Origin of the sequence: Rhodonellum psychrophilum GCM71 = DSM 17998, from assembly GCF_000381545.1 — a bacterium.
Taxonomy (GTDB): Bacteria; Bacteroidota; Bacteroidia; order Cytophagales; family Cyclobacteriaceae; genus Rhodonellum; species Rhodonellum psychrophilum.
Genome location: NZ_KB906704.1, coordinates 1 through 22,139 on the forward strand (window position 1 = coordinate 1; position 22,139 = coordinate 22,139).

Below are 22,139 nucleotides of genomic sequence, written 5' to 3' on the forward strand. Positions count from 1 at the left end.
AAACTTCTTCAAAATCCTGAAATCAGAAACAGGATATAGGAAGTACAAATCGGTAAAAGAAGCAAAACAGGAGCTGTTTGAATTTATTGAAATATGGTACAACAGAATTCGGAGACACTCTTCCCTGGGATATCTTTCACCGGAACAATTTGGGGAAATCAACAAAAAAAATGCTGCATAAGGAAATCAAAAAGGTAAGACCTCGAAATTGTCAGGGTGATTTTATTTCAAATCGCACTTACAATTTGAGGAGCCCGCGGCAGGCGACGGGAATCAACAAATCAACGGGCTAATTTATTTGTCCACTTTATTGTTGCAGATCCACACTGATCTTCTAAAGAAGAATATAAATTGTGAATTCCGTACATCTCAAAGTTCTTTTTGTGAAAGGATTTGTTTCGATAAAACGCCTCAACAGTAACTTGATGACATTCTTCGGTGGATTCTAAGTTCGCAATTTGATACTGATAATTTTCTCTAGGATCGATTAAAACAGGATCTGAAACAAAACTTGTCTGAGAACCACTCATGTTTAAAACGAAATACATTTCCGAACCAAGCATAAATTTCGTGTCTTCAGGTGCTGGCGAAACTGTAACAATAAACTTAAGCTCTCCTGGATCTGGATTTTCTGAGTCATTACAACCTACGAACATGATGCCTGTGATGATGCTAAGAATCAGTTTTTTCATTTGTTTATCTTTTTTGCGCGGAATATATGATCCCAGTTCAAATAAACAAAATGTCAGTTTTGGGGCTGAGTTCAAGTTGTTCAAAATCAACAAGATTATTATTGTTGACCTAAAGCAAATCGTTGAAATGATCCAGTTCCGAGTTAGCAAAGCTGTCCAGATAGACTTGCGTGGTTCTGATGTCCGCATGTCCCAAAGCTTCTGCTATCAGCGTCACAGGTGCATGCTGAGATTTCAGGACGGAAGCATAAGTCAGAAGGGGAAAATAAAGGGGAGAACTTATCCCCCCTATTGTCCGCCTAACCGAATACCTTTCTACATACCTGTTCATGCATATTGTCCAGTATTTCGTTGTCGAAGAGCTCCAGATATATTCCAGTGACAGAATTTCCGTACTCATGCCCCAACGCCTCAGCAATGATGTCTTTGCTGAAGCCAGACTGCTTGGCAATGTTCGAATAGGTGTATCTGAATACGTAAGTAGTGATGGGCTCCTGTGCGTCTGCCAGTTCCCCGAGGTGTTTCAGGTACTTATTGATCAGTTTCCTTTTCTGCCCATACACATAGACAAAGCTTTTTGAATCTACTATCTGTTCCTCAGAGAATATCCCCAGAAGGGTGTGGTTTACACTAAATTCCTGCAGCACACAAATGGTTTCAGGCAGCAGTTTGATGCTGTACATTTTTCCAGTTTTAGATCTTTTATAGATGATTCGATCCCCCTTTAAATTTCCCGGTTTAAGCAGAAGCAAATCCATCAGGTTTATCCCTCTAAGGAGAAAAATCAACTTTCCAATACACCATGAACTGTACAGAAATGGGTTTTCCTTCGGAATGTCCAAACGTACAAAGCGTCTGATTTCCTCCATAGAAAGCACTCTGGGAGAAGTCTTGGCCCGCTTGATGGTGTACTTGTAAAATGGGTACCATGAATGATCCACCAGCTCCTGCTTGATGCCTTTGTTGCAAATCGATTTGAGCGCCCTCATGTAGACCCCAACAGTATTTACGCTGCATTTCCTCCCATAGAGTTGCCTTTCAAGGTCAAGGATATCCTTGTAGCCAAAGTCTGAAAAGGACTTGTGGAAATCATGCAACTTTCCAAGTACGGAAAGGGCTGTCTTATAAACCGTGGCATTGCCCGTCCTTCCGATCTGATACAAGTGATCAATTTCACGTTGCCAAAACAGGTGCATGGTGATCTCGTCTTTGGATTCAGAATCGAGCAGAACGCTTTTTAGTTTTTGTACAGAAATCAGGTTCAGGGTATTTTTTGGAATCTCCTGGAGCCGCTGTGTGTAGATCCTCAAAAGCTCGAGAAGCTGAATATTCGCCTCAGGGTCATTGCGGAAAAGACACCCATTTTCTACAAAATCTGATTTTTTTGCACGCATTCCAGTGGGAATGTTGCGGTGATTGCGGTTGTGGGACACCCTGAAGACTACTGGGTATAGGCCTGTTTTCGCGGTTTTTCGCGTGTCTAAGTGGATTTGGATTGTTGCCATAACGTTAGTTGTTGTGGCTTTCGGCATGTGAAAAAAGTGCACGCATTTTGCACGCATTTGGCGAAAAGTTGCCAGAATCAGCACTTTTTTCCACCAAATATTTCTTCTGGATTCGTGAAGCAACCTAATCCGTTTAAAACGAAAATGCCCCAGAAATGAATCCTGAGGCCTATTTTAAACGCAAAAAGCCCTGCATCTCTGCAAGGCTTTGGCTCCTCCTCTTGGGCTCGAACCAAGGACCCTCTGATTAACAGTCAGATGCTCTAACCAGCTGAGCTAAGGAGGAATTTATTGTTATTTTGCCAACCCTTTCGGTTAACGTGATGCAAACTTAGCAGGATGTTTGATTTTTTCCAAACCTCACTCCCAAAATATTGTAGTTTTTTCTAGCCGAATCCATTTTTTCCTATTAATCAGCCACTTAATTTTCTCAACCTAAAACATATTTAATTACCCCAAATAAATATGTTGAGCAAATACCTCAAATCAGATGGAATCGAATAGGTTTTTTCCTTAAATTGAAATACCGCTTTTCTTTCTTGCATTATCCTCTAATCAAAAAAGGTATGGACCCCACTTTCAACAGAAGAGATTTTATCAGACTGAGTGCCATTTCTACACTCGGGTTTGCTTTTCTCCCCTTTTCAGGTTTGCAAGCCGCCCCCTCCGACCGTGTCCGGATCGCAATCATCGGGCTTGGAGGAATGGGCCTCTCCCATCTCAATTGGTTTGCCAACCTCCCCGAGGCGGAGGTGGTCGCCCTGTGTGATGTAGACAGCAACAGGGCAAAAGATGCCCTGAAAAAACTCAACAAAATCCACCCGGACAACAAAGCGGTCACCTATACCGACTTTAGGCACATTCTTGACCGACCAGACATTGATGCAATTACCATTGCCACTCCCGATCACTGGCATGCCCAGATTGCGATCCTCGCCTTCCAATCCGGAAAGGATGTTTACGGTGAAAAACCCCTCTCGTATTCCTTTAAAGAAGGGCAAATGATGCTTGATGCTTTGGAAGAACAGGATAGGATTTTTCAACTGGGAACCCAGATCCACGCAGGAGACAATTACCATAGGGTTGCAGAAATCATTCAATCGGGGGAACTTGGAAAAATAAAATCGGTGAGGCTATGGAAAACCGGTGAACCACCTATCATCAAAAAGCTCAACTTCCAGACCCCTCCCAAGAGTCTCAACTGGGACATGTGGCTGGGTCCGGCTCCCTATTCGGAATATGCCCCGGAAAAATGCCATGTCAATTATCGGTATTTTATGGAATATTCAGGTGGAGTGTTTCAGGATTTCTGGTGCCACATTGCCGATGTGCTCTACATGTCCTTGGAACCAAACAAACTCAATCGGATATCGGCTACAGGACAGCGGTCACCCGGTATGGGAGACACGGCTGCTTGGATGAATGTGGATTATGAATTCAAAAATCTTGACGTGCACTGGACTTCAACCCCTCCGAATATCCCTGGTGCAGAAAAAAGGCATATTGGGGCATGTTTTGAAGGGACTAAAGGAAGCCTTATTTGCGACTATAACAGCATGGAAATATACTTCAATGGAAAAATACTGAATGACATTCCGGAAGTAGCGCTGTCTATCCCACGCTCGCCTGGACATCAGCAGAATTTCATCGATTCCATCAAATCAAGAAAACAACCGGAATCCAACCTTGAATATGTTCGCGAAATGACAATGCCGATGCACCTTGGCCTCATTTCATTCCAACTGGGCAGACCTTTGGAATGGAACCATCGAAAAGAGCTGTTCCAAAAGGACGATGAAGCAAACGGTTTACTTTGGAGACCCTACCGGGACAAATGGAATCTTATTGGCGCATAATTCCGGGAATATCCTTAAAGCCGAATCCCAATACAGCGGAAAAGTAACGGAAAGGCGCTAACTTGAGGTAAGTTAGATGGAAATATGCATTTGATTTTCTAATAGGATTGAAACTGCAAGAAAATCAGGCTTTTGAAAGGATAAGGATAACACCTATTTTGGTGAAGTCAAAAAAACATACGAATTACTGATTATTAAAAAACTATACCCTGAAATTGAATTGGTAATGAATATCACGGGTTAAATTGTTAAATTATTCATAAAACACTCCCAGCGATGGACAACAAATACACCCTCACTATAAATGGCAAAAAGCAGGAAGTCACTGCTCCGGAAGACATGCCCCTCCTCTGGGTCATCAGAGATTTGCTTTCGATGAAAGGAACCAAGTTTGGCTGTGGCCAAGCACTTTGCGGAGCCTGCACTGTCCACTTGGATGATAAGGCGGTAAGATCTTGCAGCATGCCGATTTCCGCAGTTGGCAATAAAAAAATAACCACCATTGAAGGCCTTTCAAAGGAAGGCGACCATCCCCTCCAAAAAGCCTGGGTGGAACATGTGGTCCCTCAATGCGGCTATTGTCAATCGGGACAAATCATGCAAGCAGCAGCACTGCTCAAAGAAAACCGAACACCTTCAGGGAGCGAAATCGAAGCCGCCATGGCAGGAAACCTTTGCCGATGCGGCACCTATAACCGCATCAAGGAGGCCATTCTCACCGCCTCCAAGTCCTAAAAAAATTCTGCTCATTCAAAGCGATAAAGCCATGCTACCAAAACTCCCTTTTTTCAAAACAAAAGAGCCCAAAAACCAAAGCAAAGTATTCATTCCCTCCAGAAGGGAATTTTTAAAGATAAGCTCACTCGTCACCGGGGGATTTGTCATGGGTATAAACTTCCAATGTGCTGGTCCAAAAGGTGAAGTCATCACCTTTGCGCCAAATGTCTACATCAACATCTCGTCTGACAATGTCATCACACTTATTGCGCATCGCTCTGAAATGGGCACGGGAATCCGAACTACGCTACCAATGATCGTTGCTGATGAAATGGGAGCAGAGTGGAGCAAAGTAAAGATCGCCCAAGCAGAAGGTGATGAGGAAAAGTACGGAGACCAGAACACCGATGGATCTTATTCCATCCGGATGTTTTACGAGCCCATGCGACTTGCGGGTGGTACGGCACGCCAAATGCTACAGGCTGCAGCGGCTGCCAAATGGGGTGTAGATGTCTCAGAATGCAGCACTGAAAACAGCCAAGTTCTCCACTCCAGCGGTAAAAAAATCAAGTTCGGAGACCTGGTCGCTGATATGGGGAAAATGGAAATCCCAAAACCTGAAAGCATCACGCTAAAAGAATTCTCAAGCTACAAATTGATCGGGAAGGATGTCATGATATATGACGCAAAAGACATGTCAACAGGGAAAGCCATCTATGGGGCAGATGTAGACCTCCCGAACATGCAAATTGCGGTCATCCGGCGAAGCCCTGTTGTCGGGGCGAAAGTGATCTCATTCAATGATGAAAAAGCAATGGCCATTCCCGGTGTCAACCGGGTGGTAAAAATCGAGGGAGCAGGCAATCCTCCGGGATTGGACAAACCCCTAGAAGGCGTAGCGGTCATCGCAGACAATACCTGGGCAGCCATGAAAGGCCGTGATGCCTTGGAGATTGAATGGGATTTGGGAGAAAACCAAACGTACAGCTCCTCAAAACAGCTGGAAGAGATGCTAAAAAGCACCACTGGTGATGGGAAGTTAAGAAGGGAAAGAGGGGATTTCAAAGCTGCGCAAAGAAATGCAGGCAAAAGGATTGAAAGAACTTACCTAGCCCCTTTTTATGCCCATGCCACCATAGAGCCGCCAGCAGCCATCGCCCATTACCAGGGAGACGGAATTTGTGAGATCTGGGCACCTACGCAGCATCCCCAATGGGCAAGACAGGCCGTTGCAGACGCACTTAATATCGATTTATACAATGTGACTGTAAATGTAACATTATTGGGTGGTGGCTTTGGCAGAAAATCCAAACCTGATTTTGTGGTAGAGGCAGCCTTGCTATCAAAAGCCGCCAAATCACCTGTTCGGGTACAATGGACCAGAGAGGACGATTTACACCATGATTTTTTGCATGCCCAAAGTGCACAGAGGATCAAGGCAACTTTAGATAAAAACGGCAACCTTAGCGGATGGAATCACCACACTGTTTTCCCTGCAATTGGTGCTACAGCCAGTGCCACAGAACTCCATCCTTCTGATGGAGAATTGGGACTTGGCTGCATCGACTTTCCTTTTGACGTCCCCAATATCCGGATAGAATCACATGAATCAAAGGCCCATACCAGGATCGGTTGGCTGAGGTCCGTCAGCAATATCCACCATTCTTTTGCCACCAACTGCATGCTGGATGAGCTTGCTGAAGCAAAAGGAGAAGATCCTGTTGATTTCCTATCGGGATTGCTGGGTGAAGACAAAAATCTGAATTTTGAAGGGGAAATTAAGGGTCAATTTGGCAATTATGGCGAAAGCATCGAGAAATTCCCATTGAATACCGGTCGTCTGAAAAGAGTAATTGAAATAGTGGCCAAGGAGGCGAACTGGAAAAACGCAGTTGCAGAAGGCAAGGCGATGGGATTCGCGGCGCATAAAAGCTTCCTTACTTATGTGGCCTGTATCGTGCGCGTGGAAAAAGGCGCAGATGGAAAGCTATTGATCCCAGAGGTGTTTTATGCAGTGGATTGCGGTATTGGCGTGAATACCGACAGGATAAGATCCCAATTTGAAGGCGGTGCACAATTTGCGACAAGTCTAGCCATGACCTCTGCCATTACCTTGGAAAACGGAAAAGTCCAGCAAAATAATTTTGATGGTTACGAAATCATCAGAATGCCCCAATCTCCAAAAAAGATCCATGTCCACATTGTCGAGAGCATGGAAAAACCAACGGGCGTGGGTGAACCACCCGTACCTCCCTATATCGCGGCACTTTGCAATGCCATGTATAAACTCACCGGTGAGCGGATTTATCAATTGCCTTTCAAGGCATAAGCAACCCCAATCAGGAACAAGCAAAGAAGGTATACACAATTATTCAATTTCAATTCTTGGTATATTCCGAATGGATCTTTTTATTTCTTAAAACAAAAACAGCCTTCGTCAGGGCTGTTTTTGTTTCGACAGATCGCACCGATCCTTTCAACCCGTTTTATGCATTACGAACTCAATTCAATAATGTAATTTACTGACAATCAATTAGGTGTTGACTATTTTTGACTTCACCCTATTGGTGTCGGGAATAATTCTCCCAATCGTCTGATTTCCTTGTAGTTTCAACCCCATTTGGAAACCTATTCCATAATTAGGGTTCAAACCCTGTTATGCAACACCATTTCGGCTTGTAATTGCAAATAATTATAATTGCTTATTCTTTTTGAGTCCACCACATCGGAGCCACGCCTTATCCCCCAAATCGACTGATTTTCTTGCAGTTTCAAATCCATTTGGAAACCCAATGCATCTTTTGGGGTCCATCAAAAGGTCTTCAAACTTGTAAAAAAATCAATTTGACTATCCGTGATTTTTCCAGTCGACAGCAAAATTCACATGATCCTCTCCAGAAATCTTAATCGGTGACTTCTTCCTTCTTTCAGCTTGGTCCCTTTTCTTGTAAATATATTTTACTGGCAAAATAGCGGATGCTCATATCAATTAATTTTTACACATGAATACCGCGCCAAGAAAAGTCAATTTTTTACATTGAAATTTTCAATTTTACTGCTTTTTAATCGGTGTTTCATCGCATTCTACATCGCCCACTACATACTGCATCCCGTCCAGAAAAAATCGCAGTAATTCCGGGGTTTCAAAACTTTGGGCATTGTGTGATGGTGAGCAATACATCACTTTCCCCTTTCCTTGTGCCCTAATCCATGCCACATAGGTTTTTCCTTCGGTCAATGCATTCCTCTGCCCTGTGATTTCTGAATTGTTGAAATAAAGCAAAGGCTTAAAATCCAAGTCAGAATAGGCGTTTTTGTAAAAATAAGGTTCATCCACATGATTGAATCCACCTACCGGAAAAGCCTGGACCAGCGGATGGTTTGGGTCTTCAAGTCTTACCTGAATGGCCTGCTGTGGAGGATGGTAATCAAAACTTGCTCCCACCAATCGACTGAATGCACCGGAATTGTTTTGTGTCGTCACCGCACCATGAAGCAAAAGCAAGCCTCCCCCATTTTGTACATATTCCAGCAAGTTTGCCTCCAATTTCAAGGCCCATTTCATCACTTGGGCACTGTCGGCATCAGATTCCTCCCTCAACTTGTCCCAAAACAAATTCCTGTGATCTGGCTTGGAACAGGTATTATTCAGTACTACGGCATCGAATTTTTTGGGGTTTTCCATTTCAAACATCCCAACATCCTTACTTCCTGTTACCTCAAAAGCACCACTTTTCTCACTGATCACTTTCAACATCTCTTCCGTATGTGGAATCACCCAATGGTCAAAACCTGTATGCAGTGAAAAGACAAGCACGTTTTTCTTTTCTGAAATCGGGAAAGTTGCACTCTCCGGCGCCAGAGAATGTATTTTGTCAATCCAGGTTTTATCCAACTTTACTTCGGGAAGGCTTTGTGATTTTGCGAAGAAAACTTGGCAAAAAAGGAATGAGAAGAGTAAAATCTTTTTTTCCATTGGTATAAAAGGAGGAGGTATCATCTGAGATTATGAGGATTTTTATAACTTGAAAATCTTAAACCTCAATAACCTAAAAATCAATGGAATTCAAAAGACTTTTCTTCCAAAGCCTCCTTATCCTCGGTTTACCTGCATCTGCTTTCTCTCAGCAGGTCCAACTCCAAGAAACTCCCAGCGGGATAGATTTTAAAAGTGGCAAACATTTGCTGCTGACCTACCAGACGGCGGCAGCTGGGGTACCGGGTGGCGTGAAACCGGAATTTAAAAAATCCGGATTCATCCATCCCCTCAATTCTCCATCTGGACAGAAACTCACCAGGATCCAACCTCCTGACCATTACCACCACTACGGAATTTGGGGTCCTTGGACCAAAACAACCATTCAAGGTCGTGAGGTCGACTTTTGGAATTTGGGTGACGGAAAAGGCCGGGTGGACTTTGACCGCATCATTTCCAAACAGGAAAATCCAGAATTTGCTGAATTGGTCGTCAGACAAAAGCACATGGACTTACTTGCTCCTAATGGTCCACAGTTGGCGATTGAAGAGGATTTGGGCATCAGGGTTTGGAACAAGAAAAACAACCGATACATGGTGGATTATACCACGACCATTTCCACTCCCCTTGCATCAAGTGTCATGTTGGATGCCTACCGATACGGTGGAGGGATTGGTTTCAGGGCCACGGAAAGGTGGGACCATACCAACAGCACAGTATTGACATCTGAAGGACACGACCGAAAAGCCGCTGACGGTTCCTTTGCAAAATGGGTAATCATTGAAGGCGTAAGCTCGGATGCCTCCGGCAAAAGCGGTATACTTTTCCTCAGCCACCCACAAAACAGATCGCATCCGGAACCGATGCGGGTTTGGCCAGAGGACGCCAACGAGGGAAAGGAAAATGTATTTATTGAATTTTGTCCCATCCGCCATGAATCCTGGGAGATTTTGCCAGGCAAAAAATACACCCTGAACTACCGAATGGTTGTTTTTGACGGCTCCCTTACCGCTGGGGAAGCTGAAGCCTATTGGAAAGCATTCTCAAAAAATTAACCCCATCTAACCTAAAACCTCCCCATGAAAAGAAGACACTTTATCCAAAAGAGCGCAATGGCAACAGCAATAATGGGTTTTCCCACTATTGTACCTTCCTCAGTTTTCGGCAAAAATGCCCCCAGCAATAAAATCAACATCGGCCAGATTGGCTGTGGCCGGATCGGTCGCGACCATGATCTTCCCGGCACCTGGCAGCACGACAAGGCCAGGATTGTGGCAGTTTCCGACGTGGACAGCAAGCGAATGCGGGAAGGAAAAGAACTTGTAGAACAATATTATACCCAAAAAATGGGGAGTCCCTATCTCAATGTAAAGCAATATGGGGATTATAGAGAAATGCTGATTGACAAAGATATCGATGCCGTCATCATCAGTACTCCTGACCATTGGCACTCCCAGCCGGCTATGGAAGCAGCATTGGCAGGCAAGCACATCTATCTCCAAAAACCCACTTCCTTGACCATCAAAGAAGGCCGCCAATTGGTCGAAGTGGTGAACAAAACTGGAATTGTCCTGCAACTTGGCACCCAGCAGCGCTCCAGTGACCAATTCAGAATCGCGGCAGAATTGGTGAGAAACGGAAGAATTGGAAAACTCCACACCGTCAGGATTGGCTTGCCCGGAGATCCCGCGGGGCCTGAAGCACCACAAATGCCCATACCCAAAAACCTGGATTTCGACAGATGGTTGGGCGCAACACCAGAGATTCCTTACACGGAGATTGGCGTCCATCCTCAGCATGATTATGGCCGTCCAGGTTGGCTGAGACACGAAAATTATGGTGCGGGGATGATTACCGGGTGGGGCCAACATCATTTTGACTGTGCGGCTTGGGGAATGGATACCGAACTTACCGGACCCAGATTTATCGAGGCAGTCGCCGAATTCCCAAGATCTGGCCTTTGGAATGTCCATGGAGACTTCATGGTCAAGGCGGAATATGACAATGGTATTATGATGCTGACCAGCGGTGGCTATCCAAATGGCATCCGTTATGAGGGTTCGGACGGCTGGATATGGGTCTCCCGGGGAAGTTATGTGGCCTCCACAAGTGATCCTGTTTCGCAAGGAGCAAATGCAAAAGCACTCGATGCATCAGACCCAAAAATACTCCAATCCATCATTGGTCCAGAAGAGATCCATCTGTATAAAAGTGCTGAGCAGCATGGCAATTGGCTGGATTGTATTGAATCGGGCGAGGAACCCATTTCACCTGTAGAAATCGGTCATCGATCGTGCTCGGTATGTTTGGTCAGCCATATCGCGATGAAGACGGGCCGAAAACTGGAATGGGACCCCAAAACGGAGCGCTTTGTCAACGATGCCGAAGCCAATTCACACCTCAGCAGACCCCAAAGAGCGCCTTATGGAACAGACAATGTCAAAATTTGAACCAATGAACATTAAATTAAGAAGGCTTTTTGTGTTGTTCCCCCTTTTGATTTTCCAGTTTTGCAATGCACCAAAAGAAGATACCATGGAAAATTCCGAAAAGGACAAAGTGATCATCATGAGTCTTGATCCCGGTCATTTCCATGCTGGATTGATCCACAAGACCATGTATCCCAAAGTGGATTCGACGGTGTATGTTTTCGCCCCCGAGGGAAATGAACTCGCCGATTACCTCCAACGGATAGCGGGCTATAATCTTCGGGAAGAAAACCCTACCTCCTGGAACATTCAAGTCGAAAAAGGCGAGGATTATTTGGAACAAATGATTTCCAAAAAACCTGGAAACGTGATGATGGTTGCCGGCAAAAACGACCAGAAGATCGACTATATCCGTGCAGCCATTGCAAACGGCATCCATGTCTATGCAGACAAACCGCTGGTGATCAATCAAGCTGGGTTCAAGGAATTGATCAAGGCTTTTGAGGAGGCTGCTCAAAAGGATTTGATGCTTTATGACATCATGACCGAGCGCTTTGAGATATCATCGATGCTTCAACGGGAGCTTTCAATGCTTCCAGAAGTTTTTGGCGATCTGGAAACAGGGACTTTGGAAAATCCGGCCATTACCAAGGAAAGTGTCCATCACTTTTTCAAGTATGTTTCGGGTCAGCCATTGATCCGTCCGGATTGGTTTTTTGATGTAAACAAAGAAGGCGAAGGAATTGTCGATGTGACGACACATTTGGTGGACTTGATCCAGTGGGAAGCATTTCCCGAAATGATTTTGGACACCACGGATGTTCGGATGTTGTCTGCCAAAAGATGGCCAACTACCATGAATTTGGATGAATTCAAAAAAGCTACCGGAAAACAAAGCTATCCTGAATTTCTACAAGACCGTATTCGTGGAGAAAAATTGGAGGTTTTCAGCAATGGTGAAATGAATTACACCCTGCGTGGAAAGCACGCCAAAGTCAGTGTTATCTGGAATTTTGAAGCACCCGAAGGTGCTGGAGACACCCATTTCAGCATGATGCGCGGCACAAAAGCCAACTTGATTATTCGTCAGGGAAAGGAAGAAGGATATAAACCAACCTTGTATATTGTACTTTTGGAAGGTCAGGAGAAAGCAATGGAGGAAGCAGTAAACAACAAACTCCAATCTACATTCCCGGGACTTGGATTGGAAAAGCTGAAAAACGGAGAATTCTTGGTCAAAATCCCCGAACGCTATCATGTCGGCCATGAGGCTCATTTTGCACAGGTGACGGAAAGGTTTTTGGAGTATTTTGAATCCAAAAAAATGCCTGACTGGGAGGTTCCAAACATGATCGTCAAGTATTTCACCACGACCAAAGCATTGGAAATGGCGAAAACACCCTAAAGGGATTTATCGCACAAAAAAGATTGGTGGTGGAGGAGGCAATAAGCCTTTCTCCACTTTTTTCTTTTTTACGCCAAAGTCATTCTGTTTTTTCTTGTCAGTTTTTTGATGAATTCTAATTTCCTTAAGCGTAAAGCGGACCAATCTTCATCAATCGCTACCTGTCTCACACCCTCAAAGCCTGATTTACCCAAAAACGCCCAACCCTTGTCCCGGTTGATGACAGCTTTGTATTTCTTGGAAGTTCCCTTTGGGTAAGCCATCCAGAAAATCTCATCATTTTGGATATTGGCATGTACGGCTTCATAATTCACCCTGATCTCCTCTTCGGTTTGGGCAAAGAAAAGAAAAAATCCTGCTTCTTGCGGCAAGTTTGTAACCAAGCCCTGATCAATCCAATCCTTCATTTTTTCATCAAGATCTTTGGGGGCATTCCCAATAAATATCTTGGTGTTCTCCTTGTAGTTGAGTTTTTTCAGAAGTGGATCCATGAGCTGATTTTGATATCTCTGGTTTGGAAAATCTAAAAAAGGAAATTTAACCCGATTTATGCATGACCATTTATAAGCCAGCCTGAAATTACTAAATAATCATTCCTTACCTACAATTTTTTACTTCACCACATCGACACTATCCCTTATGCTCCAAACAGCCGGATTATCCCGTGGTTTTAACCCCATTGGGAAACCTATTGCTTATTTTGAGTTTAATCCATTATGCATTGAAAGTCCTAAAAAACACTCAATCCTCTTTCCTGTAAAGGCAAAGAATTATGAGGAGCTACCAATAGAACAAAAAAGATTTTCAATAAAACGCATATATAATCTCCAGCACCGGTTCCAATGACATTCCTCCGGGATTAAGTCCCATTTCACCTTCAGGCGCGGAAATCCCCATCTTTGCATAGTAGGTATTCCAAATCCCAAAAAGCTCACCCGTATCCGGGTCCACGAAGGTCATGGGTTTTGGGGTAAAAACATTCTTGCCGCCATTGGCTTTTTTGAAAGCAAAATGGATCAGTTCGGAGCAGTAATAGGTATCGTTTTCCAAGTCAAAAACAACATCATACGGTTTTCCCAAAAGTGCTTGGGCCTCGATAAGCGCTGCAGGAATCAGTGACTGGAATTCAGGGACCAATCTTCCCACGACCACTTTGGGGTTTCCATTTCCATCCAGTTGCCTTCCCATAAATTCCTTTAACGCAGTTTTGCTGACACCCTTAGAAACCGCCTCCAGGACAAACCACTCTCCTTTTTCTTTCATTAAAAGGCCATTATGGGAAAAATCGCGACCTTCATAACCCTGAGTCACTTTTCGAATGGCATCACAAAAATCACCACAATCCCCATCTTGGAACAAAATATCTCCCTCCTGCCAATCCATTTTATCCCCGCTGCAGGAGAAAAAAAGCAGAGCACACAAAAAAGTCAGTGCATGGATAAAATTGAGTTTACGCATCTGTTTCAATTGTTGATTTTCATTTTTTTTACAAAAGAAGTATTTGGGACCAATATTTTTTCCTTGGCCTATCGGCTCAATCTCCAATCCTTGGGTTTTTATGCATTTCGAAAAAACAAAAGGTCAAATCACCATAAAAAAGAAAATCAACGATACGGTCAACACCAGAATCATTTTTTTGGCCTTTTCCTTTACCGCCTCCTTGATTTTGCGTTTTCTCAAAATGAGCACACTGATGCTCAATGCAAAAAGCTGAAGGGCGATACCCACACCATTCAGGGGCTGCATTGGCGCATCGAGCCATTGAAAATATCCATTGGCCAGCGGTATCAAACAAAGTAAAATTCCTGTAACTCCAAATATAAAGGACCGTTGAATCAACAACTCCTCATCTTTATCCATCCAATTCATTGTTCCAATGTTGCTTTAATTTTATCTTTTCTGCCTCGAAAATAACTTTCCATTTCCACGAGCGACAGCGCGTTGAATGTCATGTCTTTGGTCAGCCCTCCTTTCCTTCCCACCATTACTCCATATTTCATATCGGCATATCCCTCCATGGCATGCGCATCCGGATTGATGGAAAGCTTCACTCCCTGCTCCAAGGCATAATGGACCCATCTCCAATCCAAGTCGAGACGCCAAGGGTTGGCATTGATTTCTATCACCACTTGTCGGGCAGCACAGGCATCAATGACCACTTTATGGTCAATCGGATACCCTTCCCTTCTCAGCAACAAACGCCCGGTTGGATGGCCCAAAATGGTAGTGTAGGGATTATCGATTGCCTTTAGCAATCTTGCAGTTGCCCTTTTTCGATCCATACTTAAAGGAGAATGGATCGAGGAAACCACAAAATCAAAACCTGTCAAAATCTCGTCGGGATAGTCCAAACTGCCATCATTCAGGATGTCGCTTTCGATCCCCTTAAAGATTCTGAATGGTGCCAATTCAATATTCAAGGACTCAATTTCCAAAAATTGTTTCTCAACCTTCTCGATTTCAAGTCCACCTGCGTAAAATGCCGAACGGCTGTGGTCTGAAATCCCCAAATATTCGTAGCCCAACTCCTTGCAATGCACTGCCATTTGTCTCAGTGTATGCTTTCCATCGCTGTAGGTAGAATGATTGTGCAGGATCCCCTTCAAATCTTTTACTTCCAAGAGTGCTGGGATTTCGCCGGATTTTGCCCACTCAAATTCAAAAAAACCTTCCCGTAGTTCTTCGGGAATCCAGGACAGTCCTGCTTTTTGGTAAGCTTCCTTCTCGTCCTGGAATGGACCCTCATTCAAAAAATCGATCAAGGGTTTTTGATCCTCCACGGGGTAAAGCAGGTGGGCTTTGCTCCCGGTTCTCAATATTTTTTCTTTCACAAAATTCTCTTCCCCGCAAAAGTGGATGTCCACCTTGACCTCAGGGGAAATAATCATCCCTCTCCATTTAAATGGGCTAGAGGATTTTTTGTCTTTTTCAAGATTCTTGATCCCTTCCAAAGCAGCCATCACTCCCCTTCTGTCCTTAGTGGAAACAAGGAATTCCACGGATTCGATGATTTCCATTTTTCGGGAATATTCGCCAACGGTCACGGATTGATCCACTACTTCCAATTCTTTTATCGCATCTGCAACTTGCTCTACCGCTGCTTCTACTTCGGCATAAAGCCATTTGCCAATGTTGGCGACCTTGAATTCAAGACCTTGAATGATGCTTTCCTGAGTTTTCTCACCAAACCCTTTGATCTTGGCTACCTGGCCTGCTTGGCAAGCCTCAAGCAATTCATGGGTGGAAGTGATGTTCAACTCCTCCCAGAGGGTCTTGACTTTTTTGGGTCCCAATCCCTTTATTTCCAAAATCTCAAGGATGCCCGTTGGTGTTTTGGCTAATAAATCCTCCAGAACGGAGTGGGTTTGGCTTGTTCCCAAGGAAAAAATGACCTCTGCAATACTCTTCCCGATTCCGTTGATGCCTTGCAGCTCAGAAACCCCCAAGCCTTCGATGGAGATTTCACCCCTTTCCAAGGTATTCACAGCGGTTTGATAACTTCTGATTTTAAAAATATTTTCCTCGTGGAGCTCCATCAGTTTGATGATCAGCTTGAGTTGGCGAATGATGCTTTTTTGGTCCAAAATCTTAAAAAGGTTGATTATCGATAAGGACAAATGTCACCAATAAATGTTTCAAAATAAAATCTTAAAGCTTAACTTAAGCAAATCAATCCAATGAAAAAGACCGTATGAAGTATTGGCTAGTCAAATCCGAACCGGAAACTTACAGTTTTGAAGACCTAACCAAAAAAGGGGAAGATGTTTGGGATGGCATCCGGAACTTTCAGGCAAGGAATTACCTAAGGGAAATGGAAATCGGCGATCATATCCTATTTTACCACAGTGGAAAAAAGAAGGAAATCGTCGGCGTGGCCAAAGTGAGCGCTTCCGCCTTTCCCGATACCGGGGACAGCCAGAACAAAGGTTGGCTTGCCGTAAAAATCAAACCGGTGAAGGCACTTTCAAAACCGATGGGATTGGAGGAAATCAAGGCAGATGACAACCTGAGCGATCTGCCCATGCTCAAACAATCCAGGCTTTCGGTCATGCCTGTAGAAAAACCACAATTTGACCATATCATAAATATAAGCTCATGAAGCCTACATTCATTTTCTTCATTTTTTTACTTGTCCAAATACCTGGTTTTTCACAAATCCAGTTTCTGGAAAGGTTTGAAATTAATTCAAATTTCAACGACAATAATTTTACCATTCTGCCCTCTTCAGAAGGATTGATTGCATTTCGAAGCCTTTCGGAAAAAGGCCTCGGTTCGAAAAAAAAACTCCAGCTTTTGGAAATGGATTATGAATTGAAGTTCGAAGAACTTTCTGAAATCAACATCAGGGACAATTATGAACTTGTTGGCTTTGACCTGGATGGTGATTTTTTTTATGCCATGTTACAAAAAGGGACTTACCAGACAGACGATCGGTATGTGATGGAAATCAATCTTGCTACGATGGAATTAAAGGAGATCAACATCAAGAATGTCCTCAACATGGAATTGAGTGAATTTTTGGTTTTGAATCGCAAAGCCATATTCATGGGCACCACTGAAATGAGACCTGTGGTTCAGATTTTTGACCTGGAAACCAACAATATGGTCACCGTGCAGGGAATTTATTCCAAAGACACGCAAATTCTCCAGTTGAGAAAAGATCCTGCCCTCGGGATTTTTGACATCTTGATCAGCAAGCGGGACAAATTCAAAATGAAGCAGGTCTTGGTTCTGACCTTTGATGGAGAGGGAAACAAGATAAGGGAAGTGATGATAGACAAATTGGAAGATTCAGACATGGAAATCGTGGAAGGCATTTTGACACCTATCCAAAATTACCAACAAAGCCTCATCGGTCCCTTTGGACAGCGAAAAAGAGAAGCGTTTTCCGGGATCTACATCACCAACATCAACGAATTCGGGGAATTCAATACGAACTATTACACGTTAGAGGATTTTCCCAATTTTTACAATTACCTAAATGAAAAGAACCGTGAAAAAAAGTTAAGGGCTGTGGAAAAAACCATTGAAAAGGGAAGAAAACCGACAATAAGCCCAGTTTTTTCCACTCGGGAAGTCATCAATTTGGAGGATGGATTTTTGGTATACAATGATTATTTTTCTGCCAGCAATCCGAGATACATGCCCCGAGACGGTGTCTATGCCAACAATATATACAGGATGAATCCCTTCAACCCTTTTATGGGAGGCATGTATGGCGACCCCCTTTTGGGATATGGAGGATACCCGAGGTATCCAAGCATGGCGCGGGAAGGGGAATACAAATTCATCTCGGCACAATTTGCGCTGATCAACAAAGATGGTCGCGTGATCTGGGACAATGCCCTAAATCTGGAGAACAAAACCACTGCCGATCCCAGCAAATTCGGGGAAATCAGTTTTGACGGAGAAAAACTCCATTACCTGTATCTTGATGGACTGGAGATCAAGATGAGTTTCCTCAAAAACGGAGAAGTGATTTTTGAAAACCAGCCCTTCGAAATCCAACTTATCAAGGAAAACGAACGGATCCGAGATACGCAAGAAAGCAGTTTGCAACTGACCTGGTGGTTTCAGGAGTATTTCCTGCTCTCTGGTAAACAAAAAATTCGCTTTCAAAACGAATCCGGAAAAGAAGAAATCCGTGAAGTTTTTTTTATCACCAAAATCAAGGTGAATGGGGACTTATTCGTCCCCGAAGAAGGCCTTAAAAAACAATGATATCTAGGCAACAGATTTTCAATTCGACACAAGTATTAAGGCTTTCTTGAACAGAGAGAAATCATTTCTTGAAATCCGGTTTCAAGGATGGCGCATTTATACGAAGCCATTCTTCATTCCCCACCTTTTCTTTTTATATTTGCACACAAATCGAAGCCATGCAAAAAAGAATTGTTCTGGATCAACAGCAAATTGACATCATCCTGAAGCGTTTTTGCCATCAGTTGATTGAAAATCACGATACTTTTGAAAATACTGTTCTCTTGGGTCTACAGCCAAGGGGGCCAATCGTATTGGATAAACTCGTGAAATTGCTGAAAGAAATTTCCGGTATCAGCGTTCCCTTTGGCTACTTGGACGCTACATTTCACAGGGATGATTTTCGAAGAAGGGATTTTCCGCTTCAAGCCAACGAGACCAAAATCGATTTTTTACTGGAGGGAAAAAAAGTAATCCTTGTGGATGACGTCCTTTACAAAGGGCGATCGGTAAGAGCGGCCATGGATGCCATGATTGCCTTTGGGAGAACTCAAAAGGTGGAACTCATGGTATTGGTGGACAGAAAATACACCCGCGACTACCCGATCATGCCCGATTACTTCGGCGTCAAAGTCAACACCTTGGAAAGTCAATATGTGGTCGTGGAATGGGCAGAAAAAGGTTTTGAAAAAGATGCCATTTGGATAACAGAAAAAGTTAAAAACTAAACATGTCACAACTCAGCACCCGACACCTCTTAGGCATCAAGGACATCACCACCGAAGACATACAGCTCATCTTTGAAACCGCACAGAATTTCAAGGAAGTTTTGAACAGGCCCATCAAGAAAGTGCCGTCCCTGAGAGACATTACCATCGCCAATATCTTTTTCGAAAATTCCACACGAACCCGGCTTTCCTTCGAATTGGCAGAAAAAAGACTTTCTGCAGATGTTATCAATTTTTCCTCGGCCAGTAGCTCGGTCAAAAAAGGCGAAACCCTGATCGACACCGTAAACAATATCCTTTCCATGAAAGTCGATATGGTTGTCATGCGACACAGCAGTCCCGGATCGCCCCATTTTCTTTCCAAAAACATCAAAGCCAACATCATCAATGCAGGGGATGGCACCCATGAACATCCGACCCAGGCTTTATTGGATGCCTTTTCCATCCGCGAAAAACTTGGGGACGTTGCCGGAAAAAAAGTAGCCATCATTGGGGACATCCTCCACTCCAGAGTGGCGCTGTCCAATATTTTTTGTCTTCAAAAACTCGGGGCGGAAGTCATGGTTTGTGGACCGATCACGCTTTTACCCAAGCACATCGCTAGCCTAGGCGTGAAAGTGGAATATGATGTCCAAAAAGCACTTGAGTGGTGCGACGTCGCCAACGTTCTCCGCATTCAGCTTGAAAGGCAGCAAATCAAATATTTTCCTTCCCTCCGGGAATATTCCCTATACTTTGGGGTCAACAAAAAGATGCTTGACAGGCTGGACAAAGAAATTGTCATTATGCACCCGGGCCCCATCAACCGTGGGGTTGAGTTGAATTCGGATGTAGCCGACAGTGAACATTCCATCATCTTGAACCAAGTGGAAAACGGAGTGGCGATCAGAATGGCCGTTTTGTATTTACTGGCGGGCGTGAAGTAAGAAAGATAAAACTATTTGAAAACTGGTACAGGAATTGAATTGATTGAGTAGAGGTCATAACTTTGTTTGTTTTTGAAGCAAACACGGCATTCATTTGAAAACATTCTCCCACTGGGCAAAAACCAAGAGGAGACTCTTTTTTGAATCCCATTTGTAAATATTAATTTTCGCTAAATCCCTACATAGGGGGAAATGGGTATGAGGAATGTGAATTTTGATTTCTATTGTCTAATCCTTACTTGTGCATACCTCATAAAATCCATTGGCCCCAATCTAGTTGAATATGAAAAATTTTACTTACAGTTTTAGTATAATTTCAATCGTTTCAACCCTCCTCCCTTTTATCAAATCTTCAAAATGGTGGATCCGAATTTTTGATTTTCCAAGAAGTTCGATTGCTGTATTTTGTTTGATTTCTATTGTTCTTTGCATCATCTTTTTGGCAGGACGAGGAAAAATGAAAATCCTGATTATTTCGTTGCTGACGATTTCATTGGTCCTACAAATCTCCAAAATCATTTTTTACACCCCCTTCTATCCTTCCCAAGCAAAAAAATCAGTCGTCACCACGGATGAAAACCGGTTTTCCCTTTTGGTCACCAATGTCCGGATGGACAATACAGAAATCGGTGCTTTCACAAATCTCATCACCAGATGGGATCCCGATATCATACTGATCACTGAACCGGATGATGTTTGGGCGAAAGGCCTGCTTGATTTGGACGAAAAGTACCCCTATTTTATAAAAGAGCCCTTGTCAAATACCTACGGAATGATTTTGTATTCCAAATTGCCCTTGTCCGAAAAAAAAACCAGGTATTTGGTTTCTGATGAAATCCCATCTATTGCCACAAAAATCACTTTGAGGACCGGGAATGAAATCATGTTGTACGGCCTTCACCCCGAACCGCCAAAACCAGGAACGGACACCTACGAAAGAGACACGGAAATTTTGATTGTTGGTCAGGAAATCAAAGGCAGTTCCATTCCGGTAATTGTCGCGGGTGACCTCAACGATGTCGCTTGGTCTTACACTTCCGAACTTTTTCAGAAATATGCCGAACTCGTGGATCCGCGGGAAGGGGTGGGAATGTTCAATACTTATAATGCTAGATTTCCACTTTTTCGATATCCATTGGACCATGTTTTTTATTCCAAAGAATTTGGGCTGACCAGAATGGAATTGCTCGAAGACATTGGATCTGATCATTTTCCAGTTTTCATCGAACTCACGTTTGAACCAGAATTGAATAAAAACATTCAAATGGAAAAAACGGGACCAGAAACAGAGCAGGAAGTTCAAGAGAAGATTGATAAAGGAAAATAAACATCCTTGGTGTATTATTTTTTCCCCATCCGGTTTTTTTGACTTTTCACAATCTCCCATGTCTTACCCCCTATTTACGCGCAGTTTCACACCTCTTTGCTTCCTAAATTAGTTTAACCCGCAATAGGTTTTCAAATGTGGGATTGAAATTGCAAGAAAATCAGACTATTTGGAGAATAGGTCAGAGTAGCGATAGGAGGAAGTAAAAATTATTGATAGCTGAATGATGATTAAGCAATTTAAGGCTAGAAAAGAATGGGCAATGCATCATAATACGGGTTTAATCAAAAAAAAGAAGCCTTGCGATCACAAGAGGCCACTGAAAAAGTCTTTTGATAAAATGTTAGTAAAAAAGGTGTAGAAAAATTACTTTTCTACACCTTTTTTTTGTATATTTTAATATACAAATAACTCAATATCATGTTATTACATCAACAAGAGATTAAGTTCAGCCAATACAGTTCCATCTATGACTTGATAGTCCCAAAGGACAATCTTCTTAGAAAGATCAATGACATCATTGACTTTAGTTTTGTTTACCAAGAGTTAGTTGATAAATACTGCTCTAATAATGGACGTATGGCACACAGTCCTGTTCGGATGTTTAAGTATCTGTTGCTCAAAACCATCTATACCTTGTCAGATGTCGATGTGGTGGAGCGTTCACTTTATGACATGTCCTTCAAATATTTTTTGGAAATGTCTCCGGAAGAAGATGTCATTAATCCAAGTTCTTTGACCAAATTCCGAAAGCTCCGGTTAAAAGATACCGATTTGCTGAACCTGCTGATCAACAAAACGGTATCCGTTGCCATAGAAAAAGGCGTAATCCGCTCTAAGTCAATTATTGTAGATGCCACACATACGCTTTCAAGAAC

21 protein-coding genes and 1 tRNA gene are annotated in these 22,139 nt (G+C 43.2%); 13 read left to right on the forward strand and 9 right to left on the reverse strand.

Annotated features, from left to right (window positions below; translation table 11 throughout):
* A partial coding sequence (locus F824_RS0124545; protein ID WP_019600596.1) for an IS3 family transposase occupies positions 1 to 181 on the forward strand: 181 nt, incomplete at its 5' end.
* A gap of 100 nt (positions 182 to 281) precedes the next feature.
* Here F824_RS0124545 and F824_RS0124550 read toward each other — a convergent pair.
* The 4 genes from F824_RS0124550 to F824_RS0124565 form a co-directional block, all read right to left on the reverse strand.
* Positions 282 to 692, reverse strand: a complete 411-nt coding sequence (locus F824_RS0124550; RefSeq protein WP_139189932.1) for a hypothetical protein — start codon at positions 690 to 692, stop codon at positions 282 to 284.
* Positions 693 to 801: 109 nt separating this feature from the next.
* Positions 802 to 1,023 (reverse strand): site-specific integrase, encoded by a 222-nt coding sequence (locus F824_RS0124555; RefSeq protein ID WP_019600598.1) that lies wholly within the window; start codon positions 1,021 to 1,023, stop codon positions 802 to 804.
* A complete protein-coding gene (locus tag F824_RS0124560) occupies positions 992 to 2,197 on the reverse strand; it encodes a phage integrase SAM-like domain-containing protein (RefSeq protein WP_019600599.1) in 1,206 nt (401 codons plus the stop codon). The genes F824_RS0124555 and F824_RS0124560 overlap by 32 nt, the downstream gene beginning before the upstream one ends.
* Before the next feature lie 209 nt (positions 2,198 to 2,406).
* Positions 2,407 to 2,483, reverse strand: a tRNA-Asn gene (locus tag F824_RS0124565).
* Between the two features lie 280 nt (positions 2,484 to 2,763).
* Between F824_RS0124565 and F824_RS0124575 the strand changes: the two genes are divergently transcribed.
* The 3 genes from F824_RS0124575 to F824_RS0124585 all read left to right on the forward strand — a co-directional run bounded on the left by F824_RS0124575 (position 2,764) and on the right by F824_RS0124585 (position 7,099).
* On the forward strand, positions 2,764 to 4,053 hold the full coding sequence (locus F824_RS0124575; protein ID WP_026333915.1) for a Gfo/Idh/MocA family protein: 1,290 nt from the start codon (positions 2,764 to 2,766) through the stop codon (positions 4,051 to 4,053).
* A 276-nt stretch (positions 4,054 to 4,329) separates the two neighbouring features.
* Positions 4,330 to 4,788 carry a (2Fe-2S)-binding protein gene (locus F824_RS0124580; RefSeq protein ID WP_019600602.1) on the forward strand — a complete coding sequence of 153 codons (459 nt, stop codon included), beginning with the start codon at positions 4,330 to 4,332 and terminating at the stop codon, positions 4,786 to 4,788.
* Between the two features lie 31 nt (positions 4,789 to 4,819).
* Positions 4,820 to 7,099: a xanthine dehydrogenase family protein molybdopterin-binding subunit gene (locus F824_RS0124585; protein WP_019600603.1), complete on the forward strand. Its 2,280-nt coding sequence runs from the start codon at positions 4,820 to 4,822 to the stop codon at positions 7,097 to 7,099.
* Positions 7,100 to 7,822: 723 nt separating this feature from the next.
* Here F824_RS0124585 and F824_RS0124595 read toward each other — a convergent pair.
* Positions 7,823 to 8,746 carry a ThuA domain-containing protein gene (locus F824_RS0124595; protein WP_019600605.1) on the reverse strand — a complete coding sequence of 308 codons (924 nt, stop codon included), beginning with the start codon at positions 8,744 to 8,746 and terminating at the stop codon, positions 7,823 to 7,825.
* Between the two features lie 83 nt (positions 8,747 to 8,829).
* On the opposite strand from F824_RS0124595, the gene F824_RS0124600 reads away from it, so the two are divergent.
* From F824_RS0124600 to F824_RS0124610, 3 genes are read left to right on the forward strand one after another with little or no spacing between them, the layout of a single operon-like run.
* Entirely contained in the window at positions 8,830 to 9,801 is a 972-nt protein-coding gene (locus F824_RS0124600; protein ID WP_019600606.1) for a DUF6807 domain-containing protein, read from the forward strand.
* Between the two features lie 24 nt (positions 9,802 to 9,825).
* Positions 9,826 to 11,196 (forward strand): Gfo/Idh/MocA family protein, encoded by a 1,371-nt coding sequence (locus F824_RS0124605; protein WP_026333916.1) that lies wholly within the window; start codon positions 9,826 to 9,828, stop codon positions 11,194 to 11,196.
* A gap of 4 nt (positions 11,197 to 11,200) precedes the next feature.
* A complete protein-coding gene (locus F824_RS0124610; protein ID WP_019600608.1) occupies positions 11,201 to 12,580 on the forward strand; it encodes a putative oxidoreductase C-terminal domain-containing protein in 1,380 nt (459 codons plus the stop codon).
* 68 nt (positions 12,581 to 12,648) lie between these two features.
* On the opposite strand, the gene F824_RS0124615 is transcribed toward F824_RS0124610, so the two are convergent.
* From F824_RS0124615 to F824_RS0124630, 4 genes are all read right to left on the reverse strand, one after another.
* On the reverse strand, positions 12,649 to 13,071 hold the full coding sequence (locus F824_RS0124615; protein WP_019600609.1) for a hypothetical protein: 423 nt from the start codon (positions 13,069 to 13,071) through the stop codon (positions 12,649 to 12,651).
* A 313-nt stretch (positions 13,072 to 13,384) separates the two neighbouring features.
* Complete coding sequence (locus F824_RS0124620; RefSeq protein ID WP_026333917.1) at positions 13,385 to 14,038, reverse strand: YiiX/YebB-like N1pC/P60 family cysteine hydrolase; 654 nt, start codon at positions 14,036 to 14,038, stop codon at positions 13,385 to 13,387.
* Between the two features lie 123 nt (positions 14,039 to 14,161).
* The gene (locus F824_RS0124625) at positions 14,162 to 14,440 is read right to left on the reverse strand and encodes a hypothetical protein (protein ID WP_316928883.1); all 279 of its coding nucleotides are present in this window, start codon (positions 14,438 to 14,440) and stop codon (positions 14,162 to 14,164) included.
* Positions 14,441 to 14,445: 5 nt separating this feature from the next.
* Positions 14,446 to 16,116, reverse strand: a complete 1,671-nt coding sequence (locus F824_RS0124630) for a DNA polymerase/3'-5' exonuclease PolX (protein ID WP_051107593.1) — start codon at positions 16,114 to 16,116, stop codon at positions 14,446 to 14,448.
* Between the two features lie 155 nt (positions 16,117 to 16,271).
* Between F824_RS0124630 and F824_RS0124635 the strand changes: the two genes are divergently transcribed.
* The 6 genes from F824_RS0124635 to F824_RS0124665 form a co-directional block, all read left to right on the forward strand.
* A complete protein-coding gene (locus F824_RS0124635) occupies positions 16,272 to 16,679 on the forward strand; it encodes an EVE domain-containing protein (RefSeq protein ID WP_019600613.1) in 408 nt (135 codons plus the stop codon).
* The gene (locus F824_RS0124640; RefSeq protein WP_019600614.1) at positions 16,676 to 18,301 is read left to right on the forward strand and encodes a hypothetical protein; all 1,626 of its coding nucleotides are present in this window, start codon (positions 16,676 to 16,678) and stop codon (positions 18,299 to 18,301) included. The genes F824_RS0124635 and F824_RS0124640 overlap by 4 nt, the downstream gene beginning before the upstream one ends.
* A gap of 158 nt (positions 18,302 to 18,459) precedes the next feature.
* Complete coding sequence (gene pyrR, locus F824_RS0124645; RefSeq protein WP_026333918.1) at positions 18,460 to 19,008, forward strand: bifunctional pyr operon transcriptional regulator/uracil phosphoribosyltransferase PyrR; 549 nt, start codon at positions 18,460 to 18,462, stop codon at positions 19,006 to 19,008.
* Between the two features lie 2 nt (positions 19,009 to 19,010).
* On the forward strand, positions 19,011 to 19,934 hold the full coding sequence (locus F824_RS0124650; RefSeq protein WP_019600616.1) for an aspartate carbamoyltransferase catalytic subunit: 924 nt from the start codon (positions 19,011 to 19,013) through the stop codon (positions 19,932 to 19,934).
* Between the two features lie 457 nt (positions 19,935 to 20,391).
* Positions 20,392 to 21,261 carry an endonuclease/exonuclease/phosphatase family protein gene (locus F824_RS26535; RefSeq protein WP_161629756.1) on the forward strand — a complete coding sequence of 290 codons (870 nt, stop codon included), beginning with the start codon at positions 20,392 to 20,394 and terminating at the stop codon, positions 21,259 to 21,261.
* 420 nt (positions 21,262 to 21,681) lie between these two features.
* Positions 21,682 to 22,139: transposase (locus F824_RS0124665; RefSeq protein ID WP_019600619.1), on the forward strand; the 458-nt coding region annotated here is incomplete at its 3' end.

Bases quoted from the DNA above. Each gene is read 5' to 3' on its own strand.
- F824_RS0124550 (WP_139189932.1), bottom strand. From the start codon at position 692: ATGAAAAAACTGATTCTTAGCATCATCACAGGCATCATGTTCGTAGGT.
- F824_RS0124555 (WP_019600598.1), bottom strand. From the start codon at position 1,023: ATGAACAGGTATGTAGAAAGGTATTCGGTTAGGCGGACAATAGGGGGG.
- F824_RS0124560 (WP_019600599.1), bottom strand. From the start codon at position 2,197: ATGGCAACAATCCAAATCCACTTAGACACGCGAAAAACCGCGAAAACA.
- F824_RS0124575 (WP_026333915.1), top strand. From the start codon at position 2,764: ATGGACCCCACTTTCAACAGAAGAGATTTTATCAGACTGAGTGCCATT.
- F824_RS0124580 (WP_019600602.1), top strand. From the start codon at position 4,330: ATGGACAACAAATACACCCTCACTATAAATGGCAAAAAGCAGGAAGTC.
- F824_RS0124585 (WP_019600603.1), top strand. From the start codon at position 4,820: ATGCTACCAAAACTCCCTTTTTTCAAAACAAAAGAGCCCAAAAACCAA.
- F824_RS0124595 (WP_019600605.1), bottom strand. From the start codon at position 8,746: ATGGAAAAAAAGATTTTACTCTTCTCATTCCTTTTTTGCCAAGTTTTC.
- F824_RS0124600 (WP_019600606.1), top strand. From the start codon at position 8,830: ATGGAATTCAAAAGACTTTTCTTCCAAAGCCTCCTTATCCTCGGTTTA.
- F824_RS0124605 (WP_026333916.1), top strand. From the start codon at position 9,826: ATGAAAAGAAGACACTTTATCCAAAAGAGCGCAATGGCAACAGCAATA.
- F824_RS0124610 (WP_019600608.1), top strand. From the start codon at position 11,201: ATGAACATTAAATTAAGAAGGCTTTTTGTGTTGTTCCCCCTTTTGATT.
- F824_RS0124615 (WP_019600609.1), bottom strand. From the start codon at position 13,071: ATGGATCCACTTCTGAAAAAACTCAACTACAAGGAGAACACCAAGATA.
- F824_RS0124620 (WP_026333917.1), bottom strand. From the start codon at position 14,038: ATGCGTAAACTCAATTTTATCCATGCACTGACTTTTTTGTGTGCTCTG.
- F824_RS0124625 (WP_316928883.1), bottom strand. From the start codon at position 14,440: ATGGATAAAGATGAGGAGTTGTTGATTCAACGGTCCTTTATATTTGGA.
- F824_RS0124630 (WP_051107593.1), bottom strand. From the start codon at position 16,116: ATGGAGCTCCACGAGGAAAATATTTTTAAAATCAGAAGTTATCAAACC.
- F824_RS0124635 (WP_019600613.1), top strand. From the start codon at position 16,272: ATGAAGTATTGGCTAGTCAAATCCGAACCGGAAACTTACAGTTTTGAA.
- F824_RS0124640 (WP_019600614.1), top strand. From the start codon at position 16,676: ATGAAGCCTACATTCATTTTCTTCATTTTTTTACTTGTCCAAATACCT.
- pyrR (WP_026333918.1), top strand. From the start codon at position 18,460: ATGCAAAAAAGAATTGTTCTGGATCAACAGCAAATTGACATCATCCTG.
- F824_RS0124650 (WP_019600616.1), top strand. From the start codon at position 19,011: ATGTCACAACTCAGCACCCGACACCTCTTAGGCATCAAGGACATCACC.
- F824_RS26535 (WP_161629756.1), top strand. From the start codon at position 20,392: ATGAAAATCCTGATTATTTCGTTGCTGACGATTTCATTGGTCCTACAA.